Here is a 25,652-nt window from a genome sequence, read left to right as displayed (position 1 = left end):
TTGAGGGACTCAGAGTCCCTCAAGGTGGCCTTCACGGACCGATCACACTGCTAGCCGATGCCGATGGCGAAGACGTGCAGCACGCCGCCGCTGACGTTCGACGGCAGCGTCACGCTGGCCACCGTCTTGCCCGCGTCGAGGGTGATCGGGTTGGTGCCGAACACCATCGTGCGGATCTGCTGCGGGTCACTGCCCGCGGCGTTGCGGTACGGCGTGGACAGCACGATCCGGTTGCCGAACGACGGCTGGGCACCGCCGCCCCCGAGCGTCCAGTCGGACGTCCCGATCGTCGCCGTCGACTTGCTGCCATCGGTGTAGGTGATGGTCAGCGTGCCCTGCGCGTTGCCGTTCGAGCCGGCGCCGAGCAGCGCGAGCCGGGTGCCCGTGCCGGTGACGTTCACCGTCTGGCCGTTCGCGATGACGTTGTCGGGGTCGCCCTTCGGGAACGACGGCCAGGTGAACTTGATGCCGTCACTGGTCACCGTGCCGCCCGGGGTGGCGCCGGCCGCGGCCAGCGCGTCGGCCGAGTAGCTCCAGCCGCCGCCGTCGAAGTTGGCCGCCGACGAGTCGGAGTCCGGCGAGATGCCCGCGTTGTTCACCGTGGCCAGCCAGCTGTTCGGCTGCGCGACCAGCACCGTGAGCACCGCCTGCGACGAAGCCACCCCCGGCGCCGAGAACGTCACCGGGATGCGGCGGGCGCCGTCGGCCAGGCCGGCCGGAACCGAAACCGTCACGTCGGCGTGCGCCTTGCCGCCCGCCGGCACGGCGATGCTGCCCGACGCCGGGGTCAGGGTGATCCCGTCGACGCTGCCCGCGCTGTAGGTCCAGGTCCGGGCCGTACCGGAGAGGTCCTGGACGCCGACCGAAGCCTGGGACGTCGACCCCGCGGGGGTCACCGCGCGGGCCGGGTCCACAAAGGACAGGCTCGGCTTCTCCTGCTCGCGGAACGACGGCGGTGCGTCGGCCGCGGCGCTGCCCCACGAGGTGGCCGTGGCGGAGCGGGTGTAGTCGAGCGTGCCACCGCTGGAGATCAGCGACTCCGGCAGCCACGCCTTCGAAGCCGCGCCACCGTTGACCTTCAGGCTGCCCACGTAGTCGCCGGTGCCCGGCGCGTTGACCGTGATCTTCTTGCCCGCGCCGGTGGTGAGCACGGCGTGCTCGAAGCGCGGGGTGACGAGCAGCGTCTCGGCGCGGCCCGGGATCTCCGGGTAGACGCCGAGCGCGGACCAGACGTACCAGGCCGACATCTGGCCGAGGTCGTCGTTGCCGATCAGGCCCTCGGGGTTCGGGTTGTACAGCTCGTCCATCGAGCGGTGCACGATCGACTGGGTCTTGGCCGGGGCGCCCGCGTACGAGTAGACGTACGGCGCGTTGGAGTTCGGCTCGTTGCCCATGAAGGCGTACGGCTCCTGCGTGCCCGCGTTCAGCTTGGTGAAGAAGGTGTCCAGCCGGGACTGGGTCGCGGTGTTCCCGCCGAACGCCGTCACGACGCCGCCGAGGTCGTAGGGCACCATCCACTCGTACTGCGCGCCGTTGCCCTCGACCCAGCCCTGCGAGCTGGCGGGGTCGTAGGTGCCGGCGAACGAGCCGTCCGCGTTGCGCGGCTGCAGGTGACCGGTGCCCGGGTTGTAGAGGTTCTGCCAGTTCTGCGCGCGCTTCATGAACGTCGTGTACGTCGCGCTGTCGCCGAGCCGCTTCGCGAACTCGGCGATGGAGAAGTCGGCGCTGGTGTACTCGAGCGTGTCCGCGCCGGCGCCCGGCACGTAACCGAGCTTCTGGTAGTCCTCCAGGCCCGGCCGCTCGGTGTAGCCCTGCGTCGGCTGGGTGGCGCCCTTGATCATGAGCAGCAACGCCTTCTGGGCGTCGAAGTCACGCGCGCCGAACGCGTACGCGCTGGACACGATGATGTGGTAAGGGTCGCCGTTCATCACGCCGGTGTAGTCGTTGGCCACCGTCCAGCGGTCCCACGACCCGCCCTGCTCGGCGTAGGCCATCATCGACCGGACGATGTCCGAGGTCTCCTTCGGGTCGATCGTCGCCAGGAGGGGAGCCTCCGAGCGGTAGATGTCCCAGCCGGAGAAGTTCGTGTACATCGCGTGGCCCTTGTCGGCCTTGTGGATCCGCCCGTCGAAGCCCGGGTACTGGCCGTCGACGTCGGAGAAGACGTTCGGCTGGATCAGCGAGTGGTACAGCGCGGTGTAGAACGTCGTCAGGTCGGCGTCGGAGCCGCCGGTGACGGCGATCTTGCCGAGCTGGTCGTTCCACGCCTTGCGCGCGGCCGCGGCCACGGTGTCGAACGACTTCTTCGTGTTCTCGGCCTTGAGGTTGGCCTTCGCGCCGTCGACGGACACAAAGGACAGTCCGACCTGGACGTTCACCTGCGCGCCGTTGAGGTTGGCGAAGGTGACGTACCCGCCGCTGCCCGGGCCGGACACGGTGGTGTCCTGCTGCTTGGCCTTGGCCGGGCGCGCGATGGACGCGTTGACGCCGTTGGGCTGCGCGACCTTCGCCTTGGCACCACCGGTTTCGGCGGACTTGCCCGGCGTCACGGCGCCGTTCTTCCAGGTGCCGATCGACTCGAACGGCGTGTCGAACTTGGCCGAGAAGTAGACGCGGTAGCTGTTCTGCGCGCCGCAGAAGCGGCCGCTGGTGGCCCAGCCGCTGATGGTGTCCTTGCCGATGGTGATCGACGCGTCGTCGGTGCCGTTGACCGAGCCGGACGTGTTGACCAGCAGCGTCGAGGACGCGCCGGCCGGGTAGGTCAGCCGGGCGGAGCCGGTGCGCTGGGTCGCGCTGAGCTCGACTTTCGCGCCGCTGTCGAGGGTGACGTCGTAGGCGCCGGCCGTCGCGTGCTCGTTGGCGTGCGAGAACTTCGACGTGTAGTGCCCGGGGTCGGTCGCCGGGGACGTCGAGACCTCACCGACGTACGGAATGAACGGAATGTCCTGATAGGTCGAACAGCCCGCTCCCGAAAGGTGCGTCAGGCTGAAGCCGTTCAGCGCGTTGTCGTCGTAGAAGTACCCGCCGGGCTGGGACTTCACCGTGTCGGGGCTCCACTGCACCATGCCGAACGGCGCCACCGCACCCGGGAACGTGTTGCCGGCACCGCCCCCGGTGCCGTGGTCCTCGCCGCCGGGCCGGGTGCCGACGAACGGGTTGACCCACTTCGCGAAATCGGTCGCCTGAGCCGCGGCAGCGGGCATCGCGGGAGCCACCGCGGCCACGACTGCCAAGCTCAGGAAGGTTAAACCGGCTCTCCAGCGCGCTCGCGCCATCGCCATCGCCTCTCACCTCATCGGCGCGACCAGGACGGTGAATGACAACCTTGTCGCGCGCTCGGTCGAACCGGGCCACCTTGGGCAGCGGCTCACGAGACAGTCAAGAGAGCTGTCAACACCTGTCCACTTCCGGACAAGCTGATCAGCCGTCTGACCTACAACTTCGGTAGCCGAATCGGCACAATCCGCACGCGAGGCGTTGACAAGCACCCGGGCCGTGGCGTTCAATCCCGTGCACTATGACAACGTTGTCTCCACCCGGCCGGGACCGGGACGGCAGCACGCGCACGGCCAGCCGCCGGGCCACGATGAGCGACGTGGCCAGACTGGCGGGCGTGTCGATCAAGACCGTCTCGCGCGTGGTCAACGACGAACCGGCGGTGCACCCGGACACCGCCGAGCGGGTCATGGCGGCCATCGAGCAGCTGGGGTTCCGGCGCAACCTCGGCGCGCGCAACCTGCGCCGCGGGTCGACCACCGGGACCATCGGGCTGATCGTCGAGGACGTCGGCAACCCCTTCTACTCCGAGCTGAACCGCGCGGTGGAGCGCATCGCGACGTCGTTCGGCCGCCAGGTGCTCACCGGCTCGTCCGAGGAGAACTCCGACCGCGAGCGCGAGCTCGTGCTGGAGTTCTGCGCGCGGCGGGTGGACGGCATCCTCGTCGTCCCGGCCGGCCTGCAGCACGGCTACCTGGTGCCGGAGATGCGCGCGGGCACGCCCGTGGTGTTCATCGACCGGCCGGCGGGCGACATCGTCGCCGACACCGTGCTCGTCGACAACCTCGGCGGCACCATCGAAGCCGTCACCCACCTGGCCAAGCACGGCCACCGGCGGATCGCGTTCCTCGGCGACAGCCCGGACATCTTCACCGCGGCCGAGCGCCTGCGCGGGTTCCGCGAAGGCTGCGTGCGCAACGGGATCTCCTACGACGAGTCCCTGGTCTCCATGCACACCCCGACGCAGGAGTTCATCGGCGACGCCGTGAAGCGCCTGCTGCACGGGCCCGACGCCGCGACCGCCGTGATCGCGGGCAACAACCGGGTCGCCGTGCACCTGCTGCGCGCGCTGGCCCACGCCGAGTACCGCCCGGCGATGGTCGGCTTCGACGACTTCGAGCTGGCGGACCTGCTGGACCCGCCCGTCACCGTGATCGCGCACGACGTGAGCGCGCTGGGCCACGCCGCGGCCGAGCTGCTCTTCGCCCGTGTCCAAGGAGATCAGTCCCCGCCGAGAAAGGTAGTCCTGCCCGTGCATCTCGTCGCCCGTGGTTCCGGTGAGGTCGCCCCGTGACCCTCGAACCGATCCGGCTTCCGGCCAACCAGCCGCCGCAGTTCTACCGCGGGGGCGACGCCATCGCGGCGCTGCGCGGCGCCTCGTCCGACAAGAAGTTCGGCCCGGAGGACTGGGTCGCGTCGGTCAGCACCATGTTCGGCCAGGAGACCAACGGCCTGACCCGGCTCCCGAACGGCGCCTGGCTGCGCGACGCCGTCGAGACCGACGCCCCGGCGTGGCTCGGCGCGAAGCACGTCGAGGCGCTCGGGACGTCGACCGGGCTGCTGGTCAAGCTCCTCGACGCGGGCCAGCGGCTGCCCGTCCACTTCCACCCGGACGACGCGTTCGCGAAGCAGCACTTCGACTCGCACTTCGGCAAGACCGAGGCGTGGATCGTGGTCGGCACCTACGGCGACGACCCGCGCGTCTACCCCGGCTTCAAGGAGACGCTCACCAAGGCGACCGTGTCCGAGTGGACGCGGGAGCAGGACGTGCCGTCGATGCTGAGCGCGCTGAACAGCGTCCCGGTGACCGCGGGCGACACCGTCTACATCCCCTCCGGCCTGCCGCACGCGATCGGCGAGGGCGTGTTCGTCGTCGAGCTCCAGCAGCCGACGGACTTCTCGCTGACCATCGAGTGGCGTGACTTCCTCGCGTCGCCGGAGAAGGGCCACCTCGGGCTCGGCTTCGACACCGCGATCGAGGCGCTGGACACGTCCGGCTGGGACGCCGAACGCCTCGAGACCATCATCAAGCGGACCGCGGGCGACACCGCCGACACCGTCGACCTGCTGGCCGCCGGCTCGGAGCGGTTCTTCCAAGCGGAGCAGCTTCGGACGAGCAACATGACAACGTTGTCACTCGATCCGTCGTTCGCGGTGCTGGTCGTCCTCGACGGCGAAGGCACCCTGCGCACCGAGCACGGCGGTGAGCACGCGCTGGCCAAGGGCGACACGTTCGTCGTCCCGTTCGACGCGGGCCAGACCGAACTGTCCGGCACCGCGACGGTCATCCGCTGCCGCCCGCCGGCCCTGGAAGGGCGGACCGGATGAGCGAAATCCTGCTGGACGCGATCGACCTGACGAAGCACTACGGGTCGGTCGAGGCATTGCGCGGCGCGTCTTTCCAGGCCCGCGCGGGTGAGGTGACGGCGCTGATCGGCGACAACGGCGCCGGCAAGTCCACCCTGGTCAAGTGCCTCTCCGGCGCGGAGCAGCCGACGTCCGGGAAGATCCTCCTGGACGGCGCGGAGGCGCACTTCGACTCCCCCACGACGGCCCGGCGCCTCGGCATCGAGACCGTCTACCAGGACCTGGCCGTCGCCCCCGAGCTGGATCCGGCCGCGAACCTGTTCCTGGGCCGGGAAATCCACCGCAAAGGCATTCTCGGCAAGCTCGGCATGCTGGACAAGGCCGAGATGCGCCGCCAGGCGATCGAGGAGTTCCAGCGGCTCGGCGTGACGCTGCAGAGCACCGACGTCCCGATCGGCTCGCTGTCCGGCGGGCAGCGGCAGAGCGTCGCGGTGGCACGCTCGGTCGTCTGGGCGTCCAAGGTCGTGTTCATGGACGAGCCGACGGCCGCGCTGGGCGTCGTGCAGCGCGAGCGTGTGCTCGACGTCATCAAGAAGGTGCGAGACAAGGGCATCGCCGTCGTGCTGATCAGCCACAACATGCCCGAGGTGCTGTCGGTCGCCGACCGCGTCGAGGTGCTCCGGCTCGGCAAGCGCGTGGCCCGGTTCGCCGGGCCCGACACGAAGCTGGAAGACCTGGTCGCCGCGATGACCGGCGCGCTGGTGCAGGAGGAGGCCGCGTGAGCGCGCCCGAGATCCAGTCCACTGTGGAGGAAGGCTTCACCAAGCGCCCCTTGGGAAAGCGCCTCGTCGGTGCCAACACGTTCTGGATCGCGCTGGTGCTGGTGGCGCTGATCATCGTGTTCAGCGTGCTCGCGCCGGACGCGTTCCCGACGGTGTACAACTTCCAGCTGCTGCTCATCGAGACGGCCGTGCTGCTGGTGCTCTCGGTCGGCATGACGTTCGTGATCATCACGTCCGGCATCGACCTGTCGGTGGGCTCGGTGCTCATCTTCGCCGGCATGGTCAGCGGCAAGACGATGGAAGCGATGTCCGGCGGTGACGCCGCCGGCGCGGGCTGGGGCGTGATCATCGTCGGGCTGGTCGTCGCGATCCTGGCCGGGACGGTGTGGGGGCTGATCAACGGCTTCCTCATCGCGGTCGCGGGCATCCCGCCGCTGATCGTCACGCTCGGCACCATGGGCGCAGCCCTCGGCGCGTCCCTGCTGCTCAACAACGGCAGCGACGTGCGCACGGTCCCGGTCGTGCTGAACAAGCAGCTCGGGTACGGCACGTCGTTCGGCGTCGTCCCGAACCTGGTGCTGATCGCCGTGGTGATCACCCTGATCGGCGCGTGGCTGCTGCACACCACGAAGTTCGGCCGCTACACCTTCGCCATCGGGTCCAACGCCGAAGGCGCGCGCCGGGCGGGCATCGGCGTCACCGCCCACCTGATGAAGGTGTACACGCTGACCGGTGTCCTGGCCGGGCTCGCCGGGTTCCTTTCGCTGGCCTACTACAACTCGACGACCATCACCGGGCACACCAGCGACAACCTCAACGCCATCGCGGCCACGGTGATGGGCGGGACGAGCCTCTTCGGCGGCGTCGGCTCGGTGCTCGGCACCGTGATCGGCGTGTTCATCCCGGCGGTGCTGAAGAAGGGCTTCAACATCACCGGCGTCCCGGACTTCTGGCAGATGATCGCGGTCGGCGCGGTGCTGATCGCGGCCGTCTGGTTCGACCAACGGCGTCGTCGTCAACGCAACTCCCGCTGAGTTCCCCCGAGTACAAAGAGGTGCTTCCGATGAACTTGACCAAGACGCTCGTCGCGGCCGGGGCGCTGGCGTCCGCCGCCGCGCTGCTCACCGCGTGCGGCTCCGGCACGGTGGGCGACACCGGCGGCGGCAGCAGCCAGGCCAACTCGGCCAACGCCAAGAAGCTCGCGCTGATCCCGGGCGTGCAGGCCGAGCCGTTCTACATCTCGCTGCAGTGCGGCGCGCAGGCCGAAGCCAAGAAGCTCGGCTACGAGCTGACCACGCAGGCGCCCCAGAAGTTCGACGCGCCCCTGCAGACCCAGCTCGTCAACGCGCTCGGCGCCAACCCGCCGGCCGCGCTGCTCATCGCCCCGACCGACGACACGGCGATGCTCGCGCCGATCCAGCAGGTCAAGGCCCGCGGCACGAAGATCGTCGAGGTCGACACCTCGCTCAAGGACACGAGCGTGGCCGAGTCGTCCGTCTCCTCCGACAACGCCGCGGGCGGCAAGCTCGCCGCCCAGACGATGGCCAAGCTGGCCGCCGGCAAGAGCGGTTCGGTGCTGGTGCTCGACACGATCGCCGGCACGTCGACCACGGCCGCCCGCGTCAAGGGCTTCGAGGACGAGCTGAAGAACACGCCGAACCTGAAGTCCGTCGGCGTCCAGTTCACCCAGAACGAGCCCGACCAGGCCGCGTCCAAGGTGACCGCGGCGCTGGCCGCCAACCCGGACCTCATCGGCGTCTTCGCGACCAACCTCAACACCGGTGAAGGCGCGGCGACCGGCCTCCGCAACTCCGGCAAGGTCGGCGCGGTCAACCTGATCGGCTTCGACGCCAGCCCCTCCGAGGTCGAGGGCCTCAAGAACGGCCAGTACCAGGCCCTCATCGCGCAGGACCCGGCGGCGATCGGCACCCAGGGCGTCGACCAGGCCGTCGCGGCGCTCGAGGGCAAGCCGGTGATGCGGAACCTCACCGCGCAGCTGCACTCGATCACCAAGGACGACATGGACGCCAACTCCCAGTACTTCTACAAGCAGAGCTGCTGACCCGCTCCCCCGACCGGCGGCGGGGCCGTGCCGAGACCCGGCCCGGCTCCGCCGCTTTCACGTGGATCACCACCCGCCCGGAGCCTTCCCCCTGACGGCCGTCTTGCGTCACACTGGTTGCACAGGCATCTGCACGTGCACCTGACGGGAGCGCCTGATGAACTACGAACGACCAGCCGTGCACCGGACGATCTTCGCGGTGGACGTCGAGGGGTACAGCGACCGGCACCGAACCACGCCGCACCGCCTGGAGCTGCGCGAAGGGCTCTACGGCGCGCTCGTGCGAGCGTTCGACGACGCTGGTGTCCCCTGGGGAGCATGCCGGCGCGAAGACTGCGGCGACGGCGTCTTCGTCCTCGCGCCGGCGGAGGTCCCGAAGGGACTGTTCGTCGAGTTCCTGCCCGCCGCGCTCGCCGTCGCGCTGCACCGGCACAACCGCACGCACGAGGCCGGGGCCCGCATCCGGCTCCGGATGGCGCTGCACGCCGGCGAGGTCGCCTACGACGACCACGGCGTCACCGCGCCGTCGATCAACCACTCGTTCCGGCTGCTGGAGGCGCCCCCGCTCAAGGAGGCCCTCAAGTCCTCCCGCGGGGTGCTGGCGCTGATCACCTCGACGTGGTTCTTCGACGAGGTCGTCCGGCACAGCGACGGGCTCGACCCGACGACGTTCCGGCCGGTGTCGGTGGCGGTGAAGGAGACCCGGACGACCGGCTGGATCTCGCTGCCCGACCGGCCGTTCCCGGCCGACGCGGACCTCCTGGCCGCGAGCAACCGGCCTAGCGGGACGACGGCACCGTAGGATCTACTGCCCTGGACACCGTCGCCGAGGGGAGGCCCGATGACCGTGCTGCGCCTGGGGGCGGCCTCGCGCGCCGATCCGCTGCCGGTGCTCGCCGCGGCCCGCCGGATCACCGACGACCTGCGCGACGGCCTGTCCGGCACCCGCGCCCGCCGCGCCGCGCACGGCCTGCGGCGGCTGTTCGGCTTCCCCGGTCTCGGCCTCACCGACCTGTCCGGCGTGCTGCTGTGGTCGGGCCGTCCCGGGCCGGACGAGGTCGTCGCGACCGTGCTCGACAGCGTGCTCCACAGCGAAGAACCGGGCTCCGCCGACGACGTCCTGGTGCTGCCGCTGCACGTCCACGACGAACTCGCCGGCGCACTGCTCGTCGTCGGCGACGTCCGGGACTCCGTCGCCGGCCAGGCCGCGGACCTCGTCGTGCGGGCGCTGGAGCGCGGCCGGCTCGAGGCGTCGGCCGAGCAGGCCGCCCAGGCCGAGCTGCGCGCGCTGCGGGCCGAGATGTCGCCGCACTTCGTCTACAACGCGCTCACCGTCATCGCGTCGCTGGTGCGCTCGGACCCCGACCGCGCCCGCGACCTGATGCTCGACTTCGCCGACTACACGCGCTACAGCCTGTCCCGCCACGGCGAGTACACCGTCGTCGCCGAGGAGTTCCGCGCGATCGAGACGTACCTGGCGCTGCAGCGGGCGGTGCTCGGCGAACGGCTGCGCGTCCAGGTGCGGGTGGCGCCGGAGATCCTCGCCGTCGCCGTGCCCTACCTCGTGCTGGAACCGTTGGTGGAGAACGCGATCCGGCACGGCATCGAGCCGCGCCCGGAGGCCGGGCTGGTCCAGGTGCACGGGCAGGCGGAAGGGAACGACTGCGTGATCTTCGTCGAGGACGACGGGGTCGGCATGGATCCGAAGCGGGCCGCGGACCTGCTCGCCGGGCGGCTCGGCGACGACGACCCGGCCGGTCTGGGACTGGCCAATGTGGACAGACGGCTGCGGGACGTCTACGGCGCCTGGTACGGCCTGACCGTCGAGACCGAGGTCGGCGCCGGCACCCGGGTGATCGTGCGGGTGCCGCGGTTCCAGCCGGGGGTGCTGCCGTGACGGGCCTGCGGGTGCTCGCCGTCGACGATCTGCCGCCGGCGTTGGACGAGCTGTGCACGATGCTGCGCGAAGCCCCCGAAGTCGGCGAAGTCGTCGGCGCGGGTGACGCGCTGAAGGCGTTGAAGCTGCTTCAGGCCGACCGGTTCGACGCCGTGTTCCTCGACATCTCGATGCCCGGTCTCGACGGGCTCGAACTGGCGTCCCTGCTGGCGAAGCTGAGCGAGCCGCCGGTGATCGTGTTCGTCACGGCGCACGACGGCCACGCCGTCGCCGCGTACGGCATCGGCGCGGTCGACTACCTGCTCAAGCCGGTCCGCGCCGAACGGCTGGCCGCAGCGCTCGAGAAGGTCGGCCGGATGGCGACGCCGTCTCCGCGCTCGACGCCGGACGCGATGGCCGCGCTGCCGGTCGAGTCCGGCGGCCGCACCCGCTACGTCCGCCGTGACGACGTCCTGTTCGTCGAGGCGCACGGCGACTACGTCCGGCTGCACACGCGCGGCGGCGTGCACCTGGTGCGGATGCCGATCTCGCGGCTCGAGGAGTACTGGGAGGGCACCGGGTTCAGCCGGGTGCACCGCGGGTTCCTCCTCGCCGTCGGCGCGGTGCTGGAGCTGCGCAGCGACAGTGCGGGCGGGCTGCTCGCGCACACCGAGGCGGGTGACGTCCCGGTCAGCCGCCGCCACGCCCGCGACCTGCGCGACAGGCTGCTCGAAGCCGCCCAGCGCGGCCAGCTCGGGCCGGGCGCGCGATGAGCCGGATCCGGCGGGTGGCCGTCACCAGCCCGCAGACCCGCCTGGCCCACGCGCGACGCCGGTCGCGCGGCCGCTGGCGGGTCCCGCGGCTGCCGCCGGCGGAGACCCAGCGCGCCACGGCGTTGTACCGGGCGCAACGCCGTAGCGGCCTTCCCGCGCTGGTGCTGATGTTCGCGCTACTGCTGGGCCTGCCCGGTGTGTTCGCGGTGTTCCCCGGCCTGGACTCGGTGCGGCTGCTGGGGATTCCCCTGTCCTGGCTGATGATCGCGGTCCTGCCGTACCCGTCGATGGCCCTGCTGGCGCGCTGGCAGCTGCGCCGAGCCGAGCGTCTCGAGGACGACGGCTAGTGGGTGTCGCGCTCGCCGTCGCGCCGGTCGTGCTCGTGACGCTGCTGATCGGCGTCCGCGGGGTCGCCGCGATGCGCACGACGTCGGACTTCCTGGTGGCGTCCCGGCGGATCTCGCCGCTGGTCAACTCCGCCGCGGTGTCCGGCGAGTACCTGTCGGCGGCGTCGTTCCTCGGCGTCGCCGGCCTCGTCGTGAAGGACGGAATCGGCGCCCTCTGGTACCCGGTCGGCTTCACCGCCGGCTACATCGCGATGCTCGTGCTGGTCGCCGCGCCGATGCGGCGTTCGGGCGCGCTGACCGTCCCCGACTTCGCCGAAGCCCGGCTCAACTCCCCCGCCCTGCGCCGCCTCGCCGCGGTGGTGGTGCTGGTGATCGGCACGATCTACGTCGTCCCGCAGTTCCGCACCGCCGGCCTGGTGCTCACGGCGGTCGGCGGCACGCAGTACTGGGTCGGCGTGGTGCTGGCCGGGGCCGCGGTCAGCGTCACCCTGGCCCTCGGCGGGATGCGCGCGGCGACCTACGTGCAGGCGTTCCAGTTCGTGCTGAAGCTGCTGCTGTTCCTGATCCCGGCGATCTGGCTGGTGCTGCAGGCGGGCGCGGTCAACCGGGCCGACGCGCTGAACCCCGTCGAGTTCACCCACTTCACCCGCGAGACGTCGGTGAAGTTCGAGGTCGACGTCACCATGGTCATCCGCGAGCCGACCGCGGTCCGGCGCAACAACCTCGCGGAAACCCTGCAGCCAGGGGAGTTCACCGCGCACAGCCAGGACGTCGTCGTGTTCGACGAGGGCACGGCCGTCCCGGCGGTCCGCGGGGGCGCCCCGCTGGGCGGCCCGGACTGGCGGCGCCCGCTGCTCGACCTCGGCGACCAGGGATATCCGCTGCTGGGCACGTGGTCCGTGCTCATCGCGACCATGCTGGGGACGATGGGCCTGCCGCACGTGCTCATGCGCTTCCACACCAGCCCGGACGGCCGCGCCGCCCGCCGCACCGCCGCGATCACCGTGGCCCTGCTGGGGATCTTCTACCTCTTCCCCGGCGTCTACGGCGTCCTCGGCCGGGTCCTCGTGCCCGGGCTGTACCTGTCGGGCGCGACCGACACCGTCGTCGTCGCGCTGCCGTACCAAGTGGACAGTGGCTGGGCCGGCGGCCTCTTCACGGCGTTGCTGACCGCGGGCGCGTTCGCCGCCTTCCTGGCGACGTCGCTCGGGCTGCTGCTGGTGATGTCCGGGGCGCTGGCCCACGACCTCGTGCCCGGCGGGCTGCGCCGCCTGCGGTTCGCGGTGTTCGGCGTCGCCGCCGTGATGGTGCTGCTGGCGCTGCGCTCGGCCGAGCTGGACGCCGGGGTGCTCGTCACGTGGGGCTTCACCGTCGCCGCGTCGACGTTCTGCCCGCTGCTGGTGCTCGGCATCTGGTGGCCGAAGCTGACCGCGGCCGGCGGGATCGCCGGGGTGCTGACCGGGCTCGTCGCGTCGTCCGGCTCGATCCTGTTCGCCCTCGCCGGCCCGCAGCTGCACGGCTGGGTGGCGATCCTGGTGCAGCAACCGGCACCCTGGTCGGTACCGCTGGCGTTCGGCGTAATGGCGCTGGTCTCCCTGCGCGGGCGGCCACCGCTCTGGGCGACGTCCGCGATGCTCCGTCTGCACCTGGACGAACCCCGTTCGGCCAGGCCGCGCGACCGTTCGTCAACCGTTCGTCGTCTCGCGAGGCTGTTGAACCGCTGATTCTTCACGCGAGCCTCACGCCTCCCTACGGTGACCCGGACCACATTCCGCAACGTCGCGAGGGAGCACCATGAGCACGACGGAACCCGGCGGACCCCCGGAAACGGCCGAGGCCGTCTGGGAACGCGCGCACAACAGCACCGAGTTCCGCGAGCTGCGCAGCCGCCTGCGCCGGTTCGTCTTCCCGATGGCGGCCCTGTTCCTGCTCTGGTACCTGCTGTACGTCCTGCTCGCCGACTACGCGCACGGCTTCATGAGCACGAAGGTGTTCGGCAACGTCAACGTCGGCCTGATCTTCGGTCTCCTGCAGTTCGTCTCGACGTTCGTGATCACCGGGCTCTACGTCCGCTACGCGAACCGCCGTCTCGACCCGATCGCGGAGAAGATCCGCGAGGACATCGAAAAGGAGGAGCGGGCGTGAAGACACTCGCCGCGGGCGTCGAAGGCAGCAGCCCGCTCCTGAACATCAGCATCTTCGGCGTGTTCGTGATCATCACGCTGGTGATCGTGTTCCGGGCCAGCCGCAACAGCAAGACGGCGTCGGACTACTACGCCGCCGGCCGCGCGTTCACCGGCCCGCAGAACGGCATCGCGATCTCGGGTGACTACCTGTCGGCGGCGTCGTTCCTCGGCATCGCGGGCGCGATCGCCATCTACGGGTACGACGGCTTCCTCTACTCCATCGGCTTCCTCGTGGCCTGGCTGGTCGCGCTGCTGCTGGTGGCGGAACTGCTGCGCAACACCGGCAAGTTCACGATGGGCGACGTGCTGGCGTTCCGGGTGAAGCAGCGCCCGGTGCGGGCCGCGGCCGCGACGTCGACGCTGGTCGTGTCGTTCTTCTACCTGCTGGCGCAGATGGCCGGCGCGGGCGGCCTGGTCGCGCTGCTGCTGGGCATCGAGGGCAAGACCGGCCAGTCGCTCGTGATCGTCATCGTCGGCGTGATCATGATCGCCTACGTGCTCATCGGCGGCATGAAGGGCACCACCTGGGTCCAGATCATCAAGGCCGCGCTGCTCATCATCGGCGCGCTGGTGATGACCCTGTGGGTGCTCGGCAAGTACGGCTTCAACTTCTCCTCGCTCCTGCAGGCCGCCGTCGACAAGGGCGGCAAGACCGGCGAGGCGCTGCTCGGCCCGGGCAAGCAGTACGGCGCCACGGGAACGTCCAAACTGGACTTCTTCTCCCTCGGCATCGCGCTGGTGCTGGGTACCGCGGGCCTGCCGCACGTGCTGATGCGCTTCTACACCGTGCCGACCGCGCGCGACGCGCGTCGTTCGGTGGTCTGGGCGATCGTGCTGATCGGCGTGTTCTACCTGTTCACGCTGGTGCTGGGTTACGGCGCGGGCGCGATCGTCGGGCCGGACAAGATCAAGGCCGCCCCGGGTGCCGCCAACTCCGCGGCGCCGCTGCTCGCGCTCGAACTGGGCGGCCCGGTGCTGCTCGGCCTGATCGCGGCGGTCGCGTTCGCCACGATCCTCGCCGTGGTGGCGGGCCTGACGATCACGGCGTCGGCGTCGTTCGCCCACGACGTCTACGCCAACGTCGTCAAGAAGGGCCAGGCGACCCCGGGTTCGGAGGTGAAGGTCGCCCGGATCACCGCGCTGGTGATCGGCGCGGTCGCGATCCTCGGCGGCATCCTGGCCAACGGGCAGAACGTGGCCTTCCTGGTCGCGCTGGCGTTCGCGGTGGCGGCTTCGGCCAACCTGCCGACGATCCTCTACTCGCTGTTCTGGAAGCGGTTCAACACCCAGGGCGCGCTGTGGTCGATCTACGGTGGCCTGGCCATCACGATCGTGCTGATCGTGTTCTCGCCCGCGGTCTCGGGCAAGCCGATCGACCCAAAGACGCACAAGAGCGCGTCGATGATCCAGGGCGTCGACTTCCACTGGTTCCCGCTCGACAACCCGGGCCTGGTCTCGATCCCGATCGCGTTCTTCCTCGGGTGGCTCGGCACGGTGCTGTCGAAGGAGCACAACGAGAAGAAGTACGCCGAGATGGAGGTCCGCTCCCTGACCGGTGCGGGTGCCGAGAAGGCCGTCTCGCACTAGCTCCACCGACACCGAAGGCCGCCGCGAGGGTGTTCCCGATCCCCTCGCGGCGGCCTTCGGCCATTCCCCGTCAGTACGGCAGGTTTCCCTTGGCGACCTCGGCCAGCGTGCCGGCCAGGAACTTCCGGGTGTGGCCCCACAGTCCGCCGCCCAGCGAAATCCGCGCCACGCCCAGCTCGGCGAGCCCGGCGATACCCGGGCCGCCCGGCCACGCGGGCGCGTTGACGGCGCCGCCCACGCCCTGCACGAACTCCGCGAGCACGTCCGGGGTCCGCAGGTGGATCGGGTAGACGCAGTCGGCGCCCGCCTCGAAGTACGCCTTGGCCCGAGCGACGTTGCCGGCCAGCACGTCACGGGGGTCGCTCGCGCCGCGGAAGGAGTCGACGCGGGCGTTGATCACCAGGCCGTCACCGGCGGCCTCACGCAGGGCCGCGATGCGCTCCGCCTGCACGGCGACCGGCCGAACCTGCCCGGTGGCGCTGTCGGTGTCCTCGAAGTTGAGGCCGACGGCGCCGGTGTCCAGGAGCCGGGCGGCCAGTTCGGCGCCGTCCAGGCCGTAGCCGGATTCGGCGTCCACCGTGACGGGCACGCCGACGGCCTTCACGATCCGCGCGGCGGCCGCGAACATCTCGTCGACGGGAGCCTTCTCACCGTCGGGGAAGCCGAGCGCGGCCGCGACGGCGACCGAGCTGGTCGCGATCGCCGGGAACCCGGCGGCCTCGACGACCTTCGCGGTGTCGGCGTCCCACGCGTTCGGCAGGACCAGCGGCCGGCCCGGGACGTGCAGGGCCTTGAGCGCGGCGGCGCTCACGCGTCGCGCTTCGGCAGCGGCGAGTGGCTGGTGACGGCCACCCGGTTCCAGCTGTTGATCGCGATGACCTGCCACGCGACGGCGCGGTACTGGTCCTCGGTGAACACCCGCACGGCCTCGTCGTAGACGTCGTCGGGGACGCTCTGGGTCGCGGCCAGCCGGGTCATCGCCTCGGTGAGGGCGAGGGCGGCCTGCTCCTGCTCGGTGAACAGGGTCGTCTCGCGCCAGCCGTCGAGCACGAACAGCCGCCGCGGCGACTCGCCGAGTTCGAGCGTCTCACGGCTGTGCATGTCGAGGCAGAACGCGCAGCCGTTGAGCTGCGACGCGCGCATCTTCACCAGTTCCATCAGCTTCTGGTCGACCCCCGCGTTCGCGGCGGCCTTGTCCACCTCGGCCTGCACGTTCGCCATCGCCTTGTAGATCTCGGGCGCGTGCCCGAGTCCGATCCGCTTCGTCATGGTGTCCACGCTAGCTCGCACTGGTCCACGGGTATGGTCCAGTCACATGGCAGATTCGTGGTCCAGTTCCGGGCTCGACGTCCACCTCGGCTGGCAGCCGGAGACCGGCCGCACCGGCCTGGCCGCGGCGATCCGGGCGGCCATCCGCGAAGGCCGCTGGCAGCCCGGGGCGGCCGTGCCGTCGACCCGGGCGCTGGCCCAGGACCTGGGCATCGCCCGCGGCACGGTCACCCGCGTCTACGCCGACCTGGCCGCCGAGGGCTACCTGCGCACGGCCCAGGGCGCGCCGACCCGGGTCGCGACGGCGGGCGCGCTCCCCCAGTCCGCGCCAAGGCAGGCACCCCGCGACCCGGCCCCCCGCTGGGACCTGCGGCCGGGCCGCCCGGACCTGACGGCGTTCCCCCGCCAGGCCTGGATCACGGCGACCCGCCGCGCCCTGCTGCGCACCCCGGCAGCGGCGTTCGGCTACGAGTCCGAGCTGGGCGCCCCGGAACTGCGCGACACGCTGGCCGCGTACCTGGCGCGCAGCCGCGGAGTGGTGGCGGACCCGGCCCGGATCGTGGTGTGCCACGGCTATTCGCACGCGATCGCCATCCTGGCCCGGGCCCTTCGCGGGCTGGACATCAACGAGATAGCGTTCGAGAACCCGTCCCTGCGCATGTACCGCGACATCGCGACGGCACAGGGCTCTTCCGTCGTCGGAGTCGATGTCGACTCCGAGGGCATCAACGTGTCCGCAGTGGACAGTCCGGCGGTGGTCGTCACCGCGGCACACCAGTACCCCACCGGCGTCACACTCGCCCCACACCGCCGAACCCAGCTGGCCCGCTCGGGCGCCCTGATCCTGGAGGACGACTACGACGGCGAGTTTCGCTTCGACCACCAGCAGGTAGGGGCGCTCCAAGCCCTGGCCCCGGAGCGAGTGATCTACGCGGGCACAGCAAGCAAAACCCTGGCCCCGGCGCTGCGCCTGGCCTGGCTGGTCCTGCCACGGTCCTTGGTCGAGCCGGTCCGCGCAGCAATGTCGGACAGCGGCTCCCGCCCGGCATTCCTGAACCAGCTGGCCCTGGCCGAGCTGATCGACTCAGGCGGCTACGACCAGCACGTCCGCCGCAGCCGCGCGGAGTACCGCTCCCGCCGCGCCCGCCTCTTGACGGCCCTACCGGACTCAGTACGCCCCCACGGCATAGCGGCGGGCCTGCACCTCCTGCTGATGCTCCCGCCCGACGGCCCCACGGAAACAGAAGCGCTGGCGGCGTGCCGCCGCCGCGCCATCGGCATCGAAGGCCTGGGCACGTACTGGATGGACCCAAACCGCCCAGGAGGCCTGATAGTCGGCTACGCCGCCCCTCCGAAGCACGCCTTCGCAAGCGCAGTCCAAACCCTGATAGAAGCCCTCTGGGAAATCACCACCTAACCCCCGTCTCAGACCGAGGTAGCAGCCCAGTGGCCGAGCCAGTACTCCCGCCACACCACAGTGACTTCCCGGACCCCGGCCGCGTCCGGCTCGCCGTCCAGCGCCCCTTTCCACGCGTCTTCAAGGCCGACACAGAACTTCGACGGCCCTGTCTCGAGCGTCCCGCCGCGGAACTTGCGGAAGACATCGGCGAGGGGCACGGAGAACTTGCCTTTGCCTCGCAACAGCGAGTTCCCGAGGTCCCGGCAGATGAGATATTCGAGGTTGGGCAGATCCAGAACCGCTCCCGCGGCGTCCGGCACGCCGAAACCCAGTCTGTTGAACGCCGTCCACAGCGCACGGACAGCGGTGGCGATCCCACGGTCGGTCCGTTCCATCTGCCACGAGACCCACAACGCGAGGCGCCGATTCTGCAATACCGGAACGGCGGGTTGCGCGGGCCCGACAAGGGTTTGGTAGTCGCCGACGCGATCCCAGAAACTCTCCCCTGTCACCGCTCCGTTCGGCACCTCGGCGTGACCCTTGAGCGCCTCGACCAGAGCGGTCCTCGGATCCTGGCCCGTGCTGTAGCACAACGGCACGTCGTCCGCCTCGACCTTCACGGTGAGCCCGAGCTGGAGATGGATGAAGGCCAGGTCGTCCAGCAACGTGATCGATGAGCCGACGATGCCCACGCCGGGAAAGCGCTCGAGCATCGACACCAGTGCGTGCGTCGACCCCACCCTGGCCGGACCGACGAAGGTGACCGGAAGGATGGTCTCGATCCGGTCATCGGGCCCGCTCTCCGGCAGAGCTACGGGATCCTTGTCCTTCGGCCGATGTGCTCGCACAGAGAACCAATTGCCGGTGCGGTAACCCTGCCGGGTGTCGGCGAGCCAAAGCCGGAAGCCGCGGTCGTCGCAGTACTGGATCAACTCGTCGGCGAGCCGCAGGTTGAGCGCGACACTCGGGCGTTGCAGGGCGATGGAGAACCGGACCGCCGGTGAAGACGATCTCGGGATCTGCGACTCCCGGTACTCCGCGTCCCCTTCCACCGGCAGTTGTACCGGGCACTGCACGGAGAGCAGCGGGGCCTCGGCCACCTCGACCGCGATCCGGCTCACCATGCCGATCAGATGCTTGATCAGCAGGCCGTGGGCCAGTTTGACCGGGCCGGGCTCGTCCGCGATCGCGATGATCCCCTCGAACCGGCGGTCCGATTCGGCCAAGAACGTGAGGTTCGGCCTCGCCGTGCCGCGAAAGACGAATCGGTCGTCCGTCTGCTCGAAGTGCAGTCCGGGTTCTTCGCTGCTGCCGTGGTCCCGGATCCGGAGGTTCTTGGGTGGACCGTCGGTGCGGGTTCCGACGACGAGGCCCGCGCCGTTGGCACTGGACGACAGGGTCTCCAGGAAGAAGCGAGCCTTGGGCGGCTGCTGGTTCTCCTCGCCGACGACCAGTTCGAAAAGGTAGCCGGGCCGGTCGATGACGTGGTGCACCTCGAATTCGACCTCTGTCAGCGGCTGCCGCAGCGACGAGTACCCCGCCCGTGCCAGGTCAGCGAGAGCCTTGACCGAACGCTCTGTGGCCGGTTCGCCGTCAGGCGTCGCCCCGGTCACGAGATCGACCCCGACGACTTGTACGTGACGTCGGCGCTCCGCAGCCGATCGCGACCCCGGCCGTGGCCGTCGACCCACCGCGGCGCACCGATGAGGCGCATGTGTTCGACCACTCTCGCGTCGCCGCTGGCGGAGGCCCGTGCCCTGGCGATTGCCGGAACGAGCAACAACCCGGCGCCCAAGGGCACCGCAGTCGCCGCGCCGAAAGCGATGACGATCATCGGGTGCCCGACTCCGGCCGCGACGGCCGCGCACAACAACGCCATCGACCCGATGCAGACCTGGGCCACCAGCCGCGGCAAAGCGCGGAGCTGCCCGGCGACCGAGTGGCGGTCGGGCAGGGGAAGTCGCGTGTAAAGGAACCCTGGGACCAGGAGGAGGACGGCGATCAGCGGACCCGGATTGGGAATTGCCGGCCACCCATTGGCCGCCGCACCCCAGTAGGGCCACCATGCGTGTGCTGTGAACGCAGCGGTCACATACGCGATGGACGCGACGCTGAGCGCGTACCACAGAACGGTCGCCGGCCCGGAGGGTGCCGCGTCACGCAGCAGGATCCCGGCCCGGGTCTTCGTCTCGGCCCCACCTGGCGACCGGACTGCCCGGCGACGCCAGTACAAGCTCGCGCGGTTGCCGACAGGGTCGTCCTCGGTCGCCAGATCGAGTCCCAGTTCCTCAGTACGTACTTCTGCCGCCGCGTCGGCGAGTACCTCAGGTGCGACGAGCTGGTGTCGCACCAGGGAGTTGTCCAGCTCGCCGCCCTCCATCTGTTTCGCCTCGCCCGCGATCGCTGCCCAGCTCAGCTGGCTCGCGGCGATCAACCTGTCGTCCTTGAAGTCGAACCCCGCACTCTCGGCGTCCCAGCGACGTCTCCTGACGAGCTCCGACAGGCTCCTCAAAGTCACTTGCGTCTGCAGTTCCAGGAGTTTGTTGGCCGCGTCGCCTCGGGGCGCGGTGTGCTCCTGAGCCATCCGGGACGACAGCACACCCAAATCGGCCGAAAGCTCTTCTGCCTGAATCCGGTCGCCATCGGTCGTGAAGTACACGTGCTCGACGTCGACTCCGGGTTCCGTCTCGACGACGAGGTGATAGGAGCGCAGACCGGCCGGGATCGAACCCTCGTAGCGAACGAGGTAGCCGCGGCCGCTGGTACGCAGGCTGCTTCCGGCGGACCACGGTCGGCGGGACCGATCTGCGCGTAGCGGCGCGTCGTAGGTCAGCAAGTGCTCGTCTGTTCCGCGGTCGAGGGCGACTACGAGCAAGAAGTCGTTCACTGCGACCTCGAGGAGCTTGAAGTAGTCCTCCAGTTGAGGACGGTACCGCTCGCCCAAGATGCGCAAAGCGAGCGCACGGTGATCAGCACCGCGCCCCAGTCTCATTCCTGGCGTGGTCTCCGGCGTGCGCGGGCTGCGAGGACCGCTGCGATCGGTGAACAAGGTGAGCAACGCAGACTGGATGAGCCAACGTGGCTCGTGGCGCTGGTAGAGCAGCCGTCCCAATTCAGTGTCCCGTTGCGCTTCGGGAAAGCTGGTGAGGATCCCGCGCAGCAATCGGTAGAGGCCCGAGGCGAGCAGCCTCGATGCCTCGTACTGAGTGAGCCGGGGCAGTTTCCGGCCGGACGCATCGAGGACATCCACCGGGGCCGCGGTGCGCGGAATCCGGGCCACCGGAACCCACAGTTCCTGCAGCTGCCCCGCCCGGGTAGGCCGCCTCCGCCGCCCGGTCGGCAGCGGTTCGTGACTCGAAATGCTGCGGAACAGATCGGACGCCTGGACCTGGCCCTCGTCGAGCATCCCGAGCCGGATGTCGACCTCGATGGTCCGCCGCGCGACCCGGTGCTCGACCAGGGAGATGCGCTCGGTGAGCCTCCGGACGTGGTTCAGCCGTAGAACGGTATCGAGGAAGGACAGGCCGATCGCGGCACCGTCCAGTGACAGCCTGGGTGGAGCCCCCGGTACCGGAACCGATCGGATCGCCTCTTGGAGGAGTTCCAGTCCTGTCATCCTCATGCTTTCCCCCATCATTCGGAAAGCCCGCTGCGAGCACGGGGACATTGTCGTGCGCAGCGCAGATCCCGTTACACGAGGAGCGGCCAGGATGGCCTGACAAATTTAGGACGCCAGGCGCGATTACCGGATCAGGTAACCGAATGGTTCGGCGGTAACAAGATCGAAGACTCGAATCCGGCCAGGAAAGCACTCCTGGCCGGATTCGAGCCGTCGGGCGTCACCAGAGGTCAGAACCAGCAGTCGGGGCGTACCCGGAGCAGTTCCGTCTTCAGCACCGGCGTCCCGTCCACCGGTGCCGGGTCCTCGGCGGTCGGCTGGATCCCGCCGGCAGCCACCTTGTCGAGCGTCTTCAACCCGGCGGCGCCGACCGTGCCGAACACCGTGTAGTTCGGCCGCAGCGCGGAATCGCCGTACACGACGAAGAACTGCGAACCGTTCGTGTCCGGTCCCGCGTTCGCCATCGCCAGCAACCCCCGCGCGTAGACCTTCCGCGCACCGGTCGGATCGGTCGGTGCCGGCGGCAGGTCCACCGGCAGCTCGTCCTTGTACTTGTAGCCCGGCCCGCCTTCCCCGGTCGCGCTCGGGTCACCGCACTGCAGGACCTTCAGCGTCGGGTACGAAGTCAGCCGGTGGCAGACCGTGCGGTCGTAGAACCGGTGCTGCGCCAGGTGCAGGAAACTCTGCACGGTGCAGGGCGCCTCCGCGCGGTCCAGCCGCAGCGGCAGCGCACCCTGGGTGGTCGGGACCGAGACGTCCACCTTGCCGTGGCTCGGCGTGTGCCGCGGGTCGGGCGGCAGCGGCACCGGCCGCGAAGCCGGTTCGTCCGGCGTCTCGGTGTACTGGCACGGCCCGTGTGTGGTCTTCGGCGGTGGCGGGGTGTCGTCCGCGGTCGCGACGCCGCTCCCGGCCGCGAACAACGCGCCGACAGCCAGCGCGGTGACCAGTGCTTTCTTCATCCTGCACGCCCTCCCAGTGATCGCCCGGTTCCGGAGCGTCCCGCAGTCTAGGGCGCGGCACCGACAGGAATAACCGGCGAAAGTCGCCCATATCATCCGGTCGGGTGAACCGCGGCGACGACCCCCGGAAATTGTCGGACCCCCTGAGCACGATGTCGATCACGCGGCAAAGCGCCGCACGGCGAGGGAGAATCATGACGACGCACATGGCCACCGGGCAAAGAAGAAGTGTTCCGTGGCAAGGAGTATTCACAGTACTTCGCCAACTCGTCAGCGACTTGGTCCACGTGCGGCGCATCCACGGGGAGCGACGCCGAGCGTCAGCCGCGCAGGTCCGCGATCAGCTCGTCGGCCGCGGCGAAGGGATCCAGCTCCCGGGCCACGACCCGCTCGGCCACCCCCGCCAGCCGTCCGCCCCCGCGCAGGTCAGCCAGCTCGGCCCGCAACCGCCGCAGCGCGATGGCCTCGACCTCGTCACGGGCCCGCGCCACCCGGCGGCGGCCCAGCTCGTCGTGCGCGACCAGCCAGTCGTGGTGGTCGGCGAGCGCGCGGACGACGTCGTCGACACCTTCGCCCTTGGCCGCGACCGTCCGGACGATCGGCTGGCGCCAGCTCGGTCCCCGGATCTCCCGGCGCGCCAGCGAGATCATCTGCTTGAGGTCGTGCACGGTGGCGTCCGCGCCGTCGCGGTCGGCCTTGTTGACGACGAAGACGTCGGCGATCTCCAGCACCCCGGCCTTCGCGGCCTGGATCCCGTCGCCCATGCCCGGCGCGAGCAGGACCACGGTGGTGTCGGCCAGTTTCACGACGTCCACTTCGGACTGACCGACCCCGACGGTCTCGATCAGCACCACGTCGAAGCCGGCCGCGTCGAGCACGCGCACCGCCTGCGGAGTGGCCCACGAGAGCCCGCCGAGGTGCCCGCGCGTGGCCATCGACCGGATGAACACCCCGGGGTCGGTGGCGTGCTCGGTCATCCGGATCCGGTCACCGAGCAGCGCTCCGCCCGAAAACGGCGAAGACGGGTCGATCGCGAGCACCCCGACCCGCTTGCCCTCCGCGCGCAACGCAGTGAGCAGGGCCGACGTCGAAGTCGACTTGCCGACGCCGGGTGGCCCGGTGAGCCCGACGATCCGGGCCCGCCCGGTGTGCGGGGTCAGCGCCCGCGCGATCTCCGCGACGCGGGGGTGGGCGTCCTCGACGAGCGAGAGCAGCCGCGCGACGGCACGGGGCTGCCCGTCCCGCGCGCGGCCGACCAGGTCGTCGAGGTCGAGTGGTGCGGTCACCTACGCCGTCGGCACCCGCAGCAGCAGGGCGTCGCCCTGGCCACCGCCACCGCACAGCGCGGCGGCGCCGAGCCCGCCGCCGCGGCGGCGCAGCTCGTGGATCAGGTGCACGGCCAGCCGCGCCCCGGACGCCCCGATGGGGTGGCCGAGGGCGATGGCGCCGCCGTTGACGTTGACCTTCTCCGGGTCGACGCCGAGCTTGTCGGTCGACACCAGGCCGACGGCGGCGAACGCCTCGTTGATCTCGATCAGGTCGAGCGCGTCGGCGGCGAGCTTCTCCTTCGCCAGCGCGGCGAGGATGGCGTTCGACGGCTGCTCGTGCAGGCTCGCGTCCGGCCCGGCGACGACCCCGTGCGCGCCGATCTCGGCGATCGCCGTGAGGCCCAGCTCCTCGGCCTTGGCCTTGCTGGCGACGACCACGGCGGCGGCGCCGTCGGAGATCTGCGACGCCGAGCCCGCGGTGATGGTGCCGTCGGAGGCGAAGGCGGGACGCAGCCTGGCGAGGCCCTCGGCCGTCGTGTCGGCGCGGACGCCCTCGTCGGTGTCGAAGACGACCGGGTCGCCCTTGCGCTGCGGGATGGAGACCGGCGCGATCTCGTCGGCGAAGTAACCGTTCTTGATGGCTTCGGCCGCGCGCTGGTGGGAGCGCGCCGAGAACGCGTCCTGCTGCTCGCGGGTGACGCCGTAGCGGGAGTTGTACTTCTCCGTCGAGGCGCCCATGGCGACCTGGTCGAAGGCGCAGAAGAGACCGTCGTAGGCCATGTGGTCGACGAGGGTCGTGTCGCCGTACTTGAAGCCGGAGCGGGACTTGGGCAGCAGGTGCGGCGCCTGGGTCATCGACTCCTGGCCGCCGGCGACCACGATGTCGAACTCACCGGCGCGGATCAGCTGGTCGGCCAGTGCGATGGCATCGAGGCCGGAGAGGCAGACCTTGTTGATCGTCAGTGCGGGCACACTCATCGGGATGCCCGCCGCGACCGCGGCCTGGCGGGCCGGGATCTGGCCGGCGCCGGCGGTGAGCACCTGGCCCATGATCGTGTACTGCACCGCGTCCGGGGCGACCCCGGCGCGTTCGAGGGCGGCCTTGATGGCGACCCCGCCCAGCTGCGCGCCCGTGAAGTCCTTGAGGGACCCCAGCAGGCGCCCGATCGGTGTACGGGCGGCACCCAGGATCACGGAACCGGACACGGCGTCCTCCAAGCTTCGGCGCATGGGCAGTTCGTTCGACCATACCCGGGGGACTGCCTTCTTGATGGAGCCAGTGTGAGGCGGGGCACGCGACGATTCCGCCTCGCCGCGAGGCCGCGGCCGCCTATCCTGCCTCCATGAATGACGCCCTGCGGCCGTTCGTGACGGCCATCGACCACGTCGGCATCGCGGTCCCGGACCTCGACGCGGCCATCGAGTTCCACCGCGCGCACTTCGGCCTCGAAGTGGCGCACGAGGAGGTGAACGAAGAGCAGGGAGTGCGCGAGGCGATGCTGCGCGCGCCCGGCACGGCGGGCACGGAGACGCAGATCCAGCTGCTGGCCCCGCTGCGCGACGACTCGGCGATCGGCAAGTTCCTGGCGAAGAGCGGCCCGGGACTGCAGCAGCTGGCGTACCGCGTGTCCGATGTGGACGCGGCGGCGGCCGCTCTGCGCAGCCAGGGCCTGCGCCTGCTGTACCAGGACGCGAAGCGCGGCACGTCCAACAGCCGGGTGAACTTCGTCCACCCCAAGGACGCGGGCGGCGTGCTCGTGGAACTGGTGGAACCGGCCAAGGACGGCTCCGCGCACTGAGCGCACCCGTTCCGGCGTAACAGGTTCGGCGCGAAGGTCCGCACACGCGTAACGGGAGCGGCGGGGCGGGGGGGGGGGGGGGGGGGGGGGGGGGGGGGGGGGGGGGGGGGGGGGGGGGGGGGGGGGGGGGGGGGGGGGGGGGG

At 70.5% G+C, this 25,652-nt stretch carries 22 protein-coding genes; 14 read left to right on the top strand and 8 right to left on the bottom strand.

The features are described from left to right. Nucleotides 1-50 precede the first annotated feature (50 nt). Entirely contained in the window at nt 51-3,275 is a 3,225-nt protein-coding gene (locus VA596_RS48460) for a GH92 family glycosyl hydrolase (RefSeq protein ID WP_323337545.1), read from the bottom strand. A gap of 311 nt (nt 3,276-3,586) precedes the next feature. On the opposite strand from VA596_RS48460, the gene VA596_RS48455 reads away from it, so the two are divergent. The 12 genes from VA596_RS48455 to VA596_RS48400 all read left to right on the top strand — a co-directional run bounded on the left by VA596_RS48455 (nt 3,587) and on the right by VA596_RS48400 (nt 15,196). Continuing rightward, on the top strand, nt 3,587-4,570 hold the full coding sequence (locus VA596_RS48455) for a LacI family DNA-binding transcriptional regulator (RefSeq protein WP_323337544.1): 984 nt from the start codon (nt 3,587-3,589) through the stop codon (nt 4,568-4,570). Beyond that, nucleotides 4,567-5,604 carry a class I mannose-6-phosphate isomerase gene (locus tag VA596_RS48450; protein ID WP_323337429.1) on the top strand — a complete coding sequence of 346 codons (1,038 nt, stop codon included), beginning with the start codon at nt 4,567-4,569 and terminating at the stop codon, nt 5,602-5,604. The genes VA596_RS48455 and VA596_RS48450 overlap by 4 nt, the downstream gene beginning before the upstream one ends. Beyond that, nucleotides 5,601-6,365 carry an ATP-binding cassette domain-containing protein gene (locus VA596_RS48445; RefSeq protein WP_323337428.1) on the top strand — a complete coding sequence of 255 codons (765 nt, stop codon included), beginning with the start codon at nt 5,601-5,603 and terminating at the stop codon, nt 6,363-6,365. The genes VA596_RS48450 and VA596_RS48445 overlap by 4 nt, the downstream gene beginning before the upstream one ends. After that, on the top strand, nt 6,362-7,399 hold the full coding sequence (locus VA596_RS48440) for an ABC transporter permease (RefSeq protein ID WP_323337427.1): 1,038 nt from the start codon (nt 6,362-6,364) through the stop codon (nt 7,397-7,399). The genes VA596_RS48445 and VA596_RS48440 overlap by 4 nt, the downstream gene beginning before the upstream one ends. Nucleotides 7,400-7,428: 29 nt before the next feature. Further along, complete coding sequence (locus VA596_RS48435; protein WP_323337426.1) at nt 7,429-8,427, top strand: ABC transporter substrate-binding protein; 999 nt, start codon at nt 7,429-7,431, stop codon at nt 8,425-8,427. 157 nt (nt 8,428-8,584) lie between these two features. After that, entirely contained in the window at nt 8,585-9,229 is a 645-nt protein-coding gene (locus tag VA596_RS48430; RefSeq protein ID WP_323337424.1) for a hypothetical protein, read from the top strand. A gap of 39 nt (nt 9,230-9,268) precedes the next feature. Continuing rightward, entirely contained in the window at nt 9,269-10,324 is a 1,056-nt protein-coding gene (locus VA596_RS48425) for a sensor histidine kinase (protein WP_323337423.1), read from the top strand. Continuing rightward, nucleotides 10,321-11,076 carry a LytR/AlgR family response regulator transcription factor gene (locus VA596_RS48420; RefSeq protein ID WP_323337421.1) on the top strand — a complete coding sequence of 252 codons (756 nt, stop codon included), beginning with the start codon at nt 10,321-10,323 and terminating at the stop codon, nt 11,074-11,076. Before VA596_RS48425 ends, VA596_RS48420 begins: the two co-directional genes overlap by 4 nt. Further along, on the top strand, nt 11,073-11,423 hold the full coding sequence (locus VA596_RS48415; RefSeq protein WP_323337419.1) for a hypothetical protein: 351 nt from the start codon (nt 11,073-11,075) through the stop codon (nt 11,421-11,423). Before VA596_RS48420 ends, VA596_RS48415 begins: the two co-directional genes overlap by 4 nt. Next, nucleotides 11,423-13,147 (top strand): sodium/solute symporter, encoded by a 1,725-nt coding sequence (locus VA596_RS48410; RefSeq protein ID WP_323337418.1) that lies wholly within the window; start codon nt 11,423-11,425, stop codon nt 13,145-13,147. The genes VA596_RS48415 and VA596_RS48410 overlap by 1 nt, the downstream gene beginning before the upstream one ends. Nucleotides 13,148-13,217: 70 nt before the next feature. After that, entirely contained in the window at nt 13,218-13,568 is a 351-nt protein-coding gene (locus VA596_RS48405; RefSeq protein ID WP_323337417.1) for a DUF485 domain-containing protein, read from the top strand. Next, nucleotides 13,565-15,196, top strand: a complete 1,632-nt coding sequence (locus VA596_RS48400) for a solute symporter family protein (RefSeq protein WP_323337415.1) — start codon at nt 13,565-13,567, stop codon at nt 15,194-15,196. Before VA596_RS48405 ends, VA596_RS48400 begins: the two co-directional genes overlap by 4 nt. A gap of 70 nt (nt 15,197-15,266) precedes the next feature. Here VA596_RS48400 and VA596_RS48395 read toward each other — a convergent pair whose 3' ends face one another. Both VA596_RS48395 and VA596_RS48390 read right to left on the bottom strand, forming a co-directional pair. Further along, nucleotides 15,267-16,007: an isocitrate lyase/PEP mutase family protein gene (locus VA596_RS48395; protein WP_323337413.1), complete on the bottom strand. Its 741-nt coding sequence runs from the start codon at nt 16,005-16,007 to the stop codon at nt 15,267-15,269. Beyond that, on the bottom strand, nt 16,004-16,465 hold the full coding sequence (locus tag VA596_RS48390; RefSeq protein ID WP_323337411.1) for a carboxymuconolactone decarboxylase family protein: 462 nt from the start codon (nt 16,463-16,465) through the stop codon (nt 16,004-16,006). Before VA596_RS48390 ends, VA596_RS48395 begins: the two co-directional genes overlap by 4 nt. Nucleotides 16,466-16,511: 46 nt before the next feature. Here VA596_RS48390 and pdxR point away from each other — a divergent pair, with 46 nt between their 5' ends. Next, on the top strand, nt 16,512-17,882 hold the full coding sequence (gene pdxR, locus VA596_RS48385) for a MocR-like pyridoxine biosynthesis transcription factor PdxR (RefSeq protein WP_323337408.1): 1,371 nt from the start codon (nt 16,512-16,514) through the stop codon (nt 17,880-17,882). A gap of 8 nt (nt 17,883-17,890) precedes the next feature. Here the strand turns inward: pdxR and VA596_RS48380 are convergent, their stop codons facing one another. From VA596_RS48380 to VA596_RS48360, 5 genes are all read right to left on the bottom strand, one after another. Continuing rightward, complete coding sequence (locus tag VA596_RS48380) at nt 17,891-19,477, bottom strand: hypothetical protein (protein ID WP_323337406.1); 1,587 nt, start codon at nt 19,475-19,477, stop codon at nt 17,891-17,893. Next, nucleotides 19,474-21,480, bottom strand: coding sequence for a hypothetical protein (locus tag VA596_RS48375; RefSeq protein ID WP_323337404.1), 2,007 nt, complete (start codon nt 21,478-21,480; stop codon nt 19,474-19,476). Before VA596_RS48375 ends, VA596_RS48380 begins: the two co-directional genes overlap by 4 nt. Before the next feature lie 233 nt (nt 21,481-21,713). Beyond that, the gene (locus VA596_RS48370) at nt 21,714-22,442 is read right to left on the bottom strand and encodes a peptidylprolyl isomerase (protein WP_323337402.1); all 729 of its coding nucleotides are present in this window, start codon (nt 22,440-22,442) and stop codon (nt 21,714-21,716) included. 320 nt (nt 22,443-22,762) lie between these two features. Further along, a complete protein-coding gene (gene meaB / locus VA596_RS48365; RefSeq protein ID WP_323337401.1) occupies nt 22,763-23,728 on the bottom strand; it encodes a methylmalonyl Co-A mutase-associated GTPase MeaB in 966 nt (321 codons plus the stop codon). Further along, a complete protein-coding gene (locus VA596_RS48360) occupies nt 23,729-24,916 on the bottom strand; it encodes an acetyl-CoA C-acetyltransferase (protein WP_323337543.1) in 1,188 nt (395 codons plus the stop codon). Between the two features lie 137 nt (nt 24,917-25,053). Between VA596_RS48360 and mce the strand changes: the two genes are divergently transcribed. Then, nucleotides 25,054-25,509 (top strand): methylmalonyl-CoA epimerase, encoded by a 456-nt coding sequence (gene mce, locus VA596_RS48355; protein WP_323337399.1) that lies wholly within the window; start codon nt 25,054-25,056, stop codon nt 25,507-25,509. Nucleotides 25,510-25,652 lie beyond the last annotated feature (143 nt).

The organism is Amycolatopsis heterodermiae, assembly GCF_034929455.1.
GTDB classification, from domain to species: Bacteria; Actinomycetota; Actinomycetes; order Mycobacteriales; family Pseudonocardiaceae; genus Amycolatopsis; species Amycolatopsis heterodermiae.
This window is presented reverse-complemented; position numbering and strand designations above follow the sequence as displayed.

What these genes read in the sequence shown, in the direction of transcription:
- VA596_RS48460 (WP_323337545.1), bottom strand. Translation starts at nt 3,275, where the DNA reads ATGGCGCGAGCGCGCTGGAGAGCCGGTTTAACCTTCCTGAGCTTGGCA.
- VA596_RS48455 (WP_323337544.1), top strand. Translation starts at nt 3,587, where the DNA reads ATGAGCGACGTGGCCAGACTGGCGGGCGTGTCGATCAAGACCGTCTCG.
- VA596_RS48445 (WP_323337428.1), top strand. Translation starts at nt 5,601, where the DNA reads ATGAGCGAAATCCTGCTGGACGCGATCGACCTGACGAAGCACTACGGG.
- VA596_RS48435 (WP_323337426.1), top strand. Translation starts at nt 7,429, where the DNA reads ATGAACTTGACCAAGACGCTCGTCGCGGCCGGGGCGCTGGCGTCCGCC.
- VA596_RS48430 (WP_323337424.1), top strand. Translation starts at nt 8,585, where the DNA reads ATGAACTACGAACGACCAGCCGTGCACCGGACGATCTTCGCGGTGGAC.
- VA596_RS48425 (WP_323337423.1), top strand. Translation starts at nt 9,269, where the DNA reads ATGACCGTGCTGCGCCTGGGGGCGGCCTCGCGCGCCGATCCGCTGCCG.
- VA596_RS48415 (WP_323337419.1), top strand. Translation starts at nt 11,073, where the DNA reads ATGAGCCGGATCCGGCGGGTGGCCGTCACCAGCCCGCAGACCCGCCTG.
- VA596_RS48405 (WP_323337417.1), top strand. Translation starts at nt 13,218, where the DNA reads ATGAGCACGACGGAACCCGGCGGACCCCCGGAAACGGCCGAGGCCGTC.
- VA596_RS48390 (WP_323337411.1), bottom strand. Translation starts at nt 16,465, where the DNA reads ATGACGAAGCGGATCGGACTCGGGCACGCGCCCGAGATCTACAAGGCG.
- pdxR (WP_323337408.1), top strand. Translation starts at nt 16,512, where the DNA reads ATGGCAGATTCGTGGTCCAGTTCCGGGCTCGACGTCCACCTCGGCTGG.
- VA596_RS48375 (WP_323337404.1), bottom strand. Translation starts at nt 21,480, where the DNA reads ATGACAGGACTGGAACTCCTCCAAGAGGCGATCCGATCGGTTCCGGTA.
- VA596_RS48370 (WP_323337402.1), bottom strand. Translation starts at nt 22,442, where the DNA reads ATGAAGAAAGCACTGGTCACCGCGCTGGCTGTCGGCGCGTTGTTCGCG.
- mce (WP_323337399.1), top strand. Translation starts at nt 25,054, where the DNA reads ATGAATGACGCCCTGCGGCCGTTCGTGACGGCCATCGACCACGTCGGC.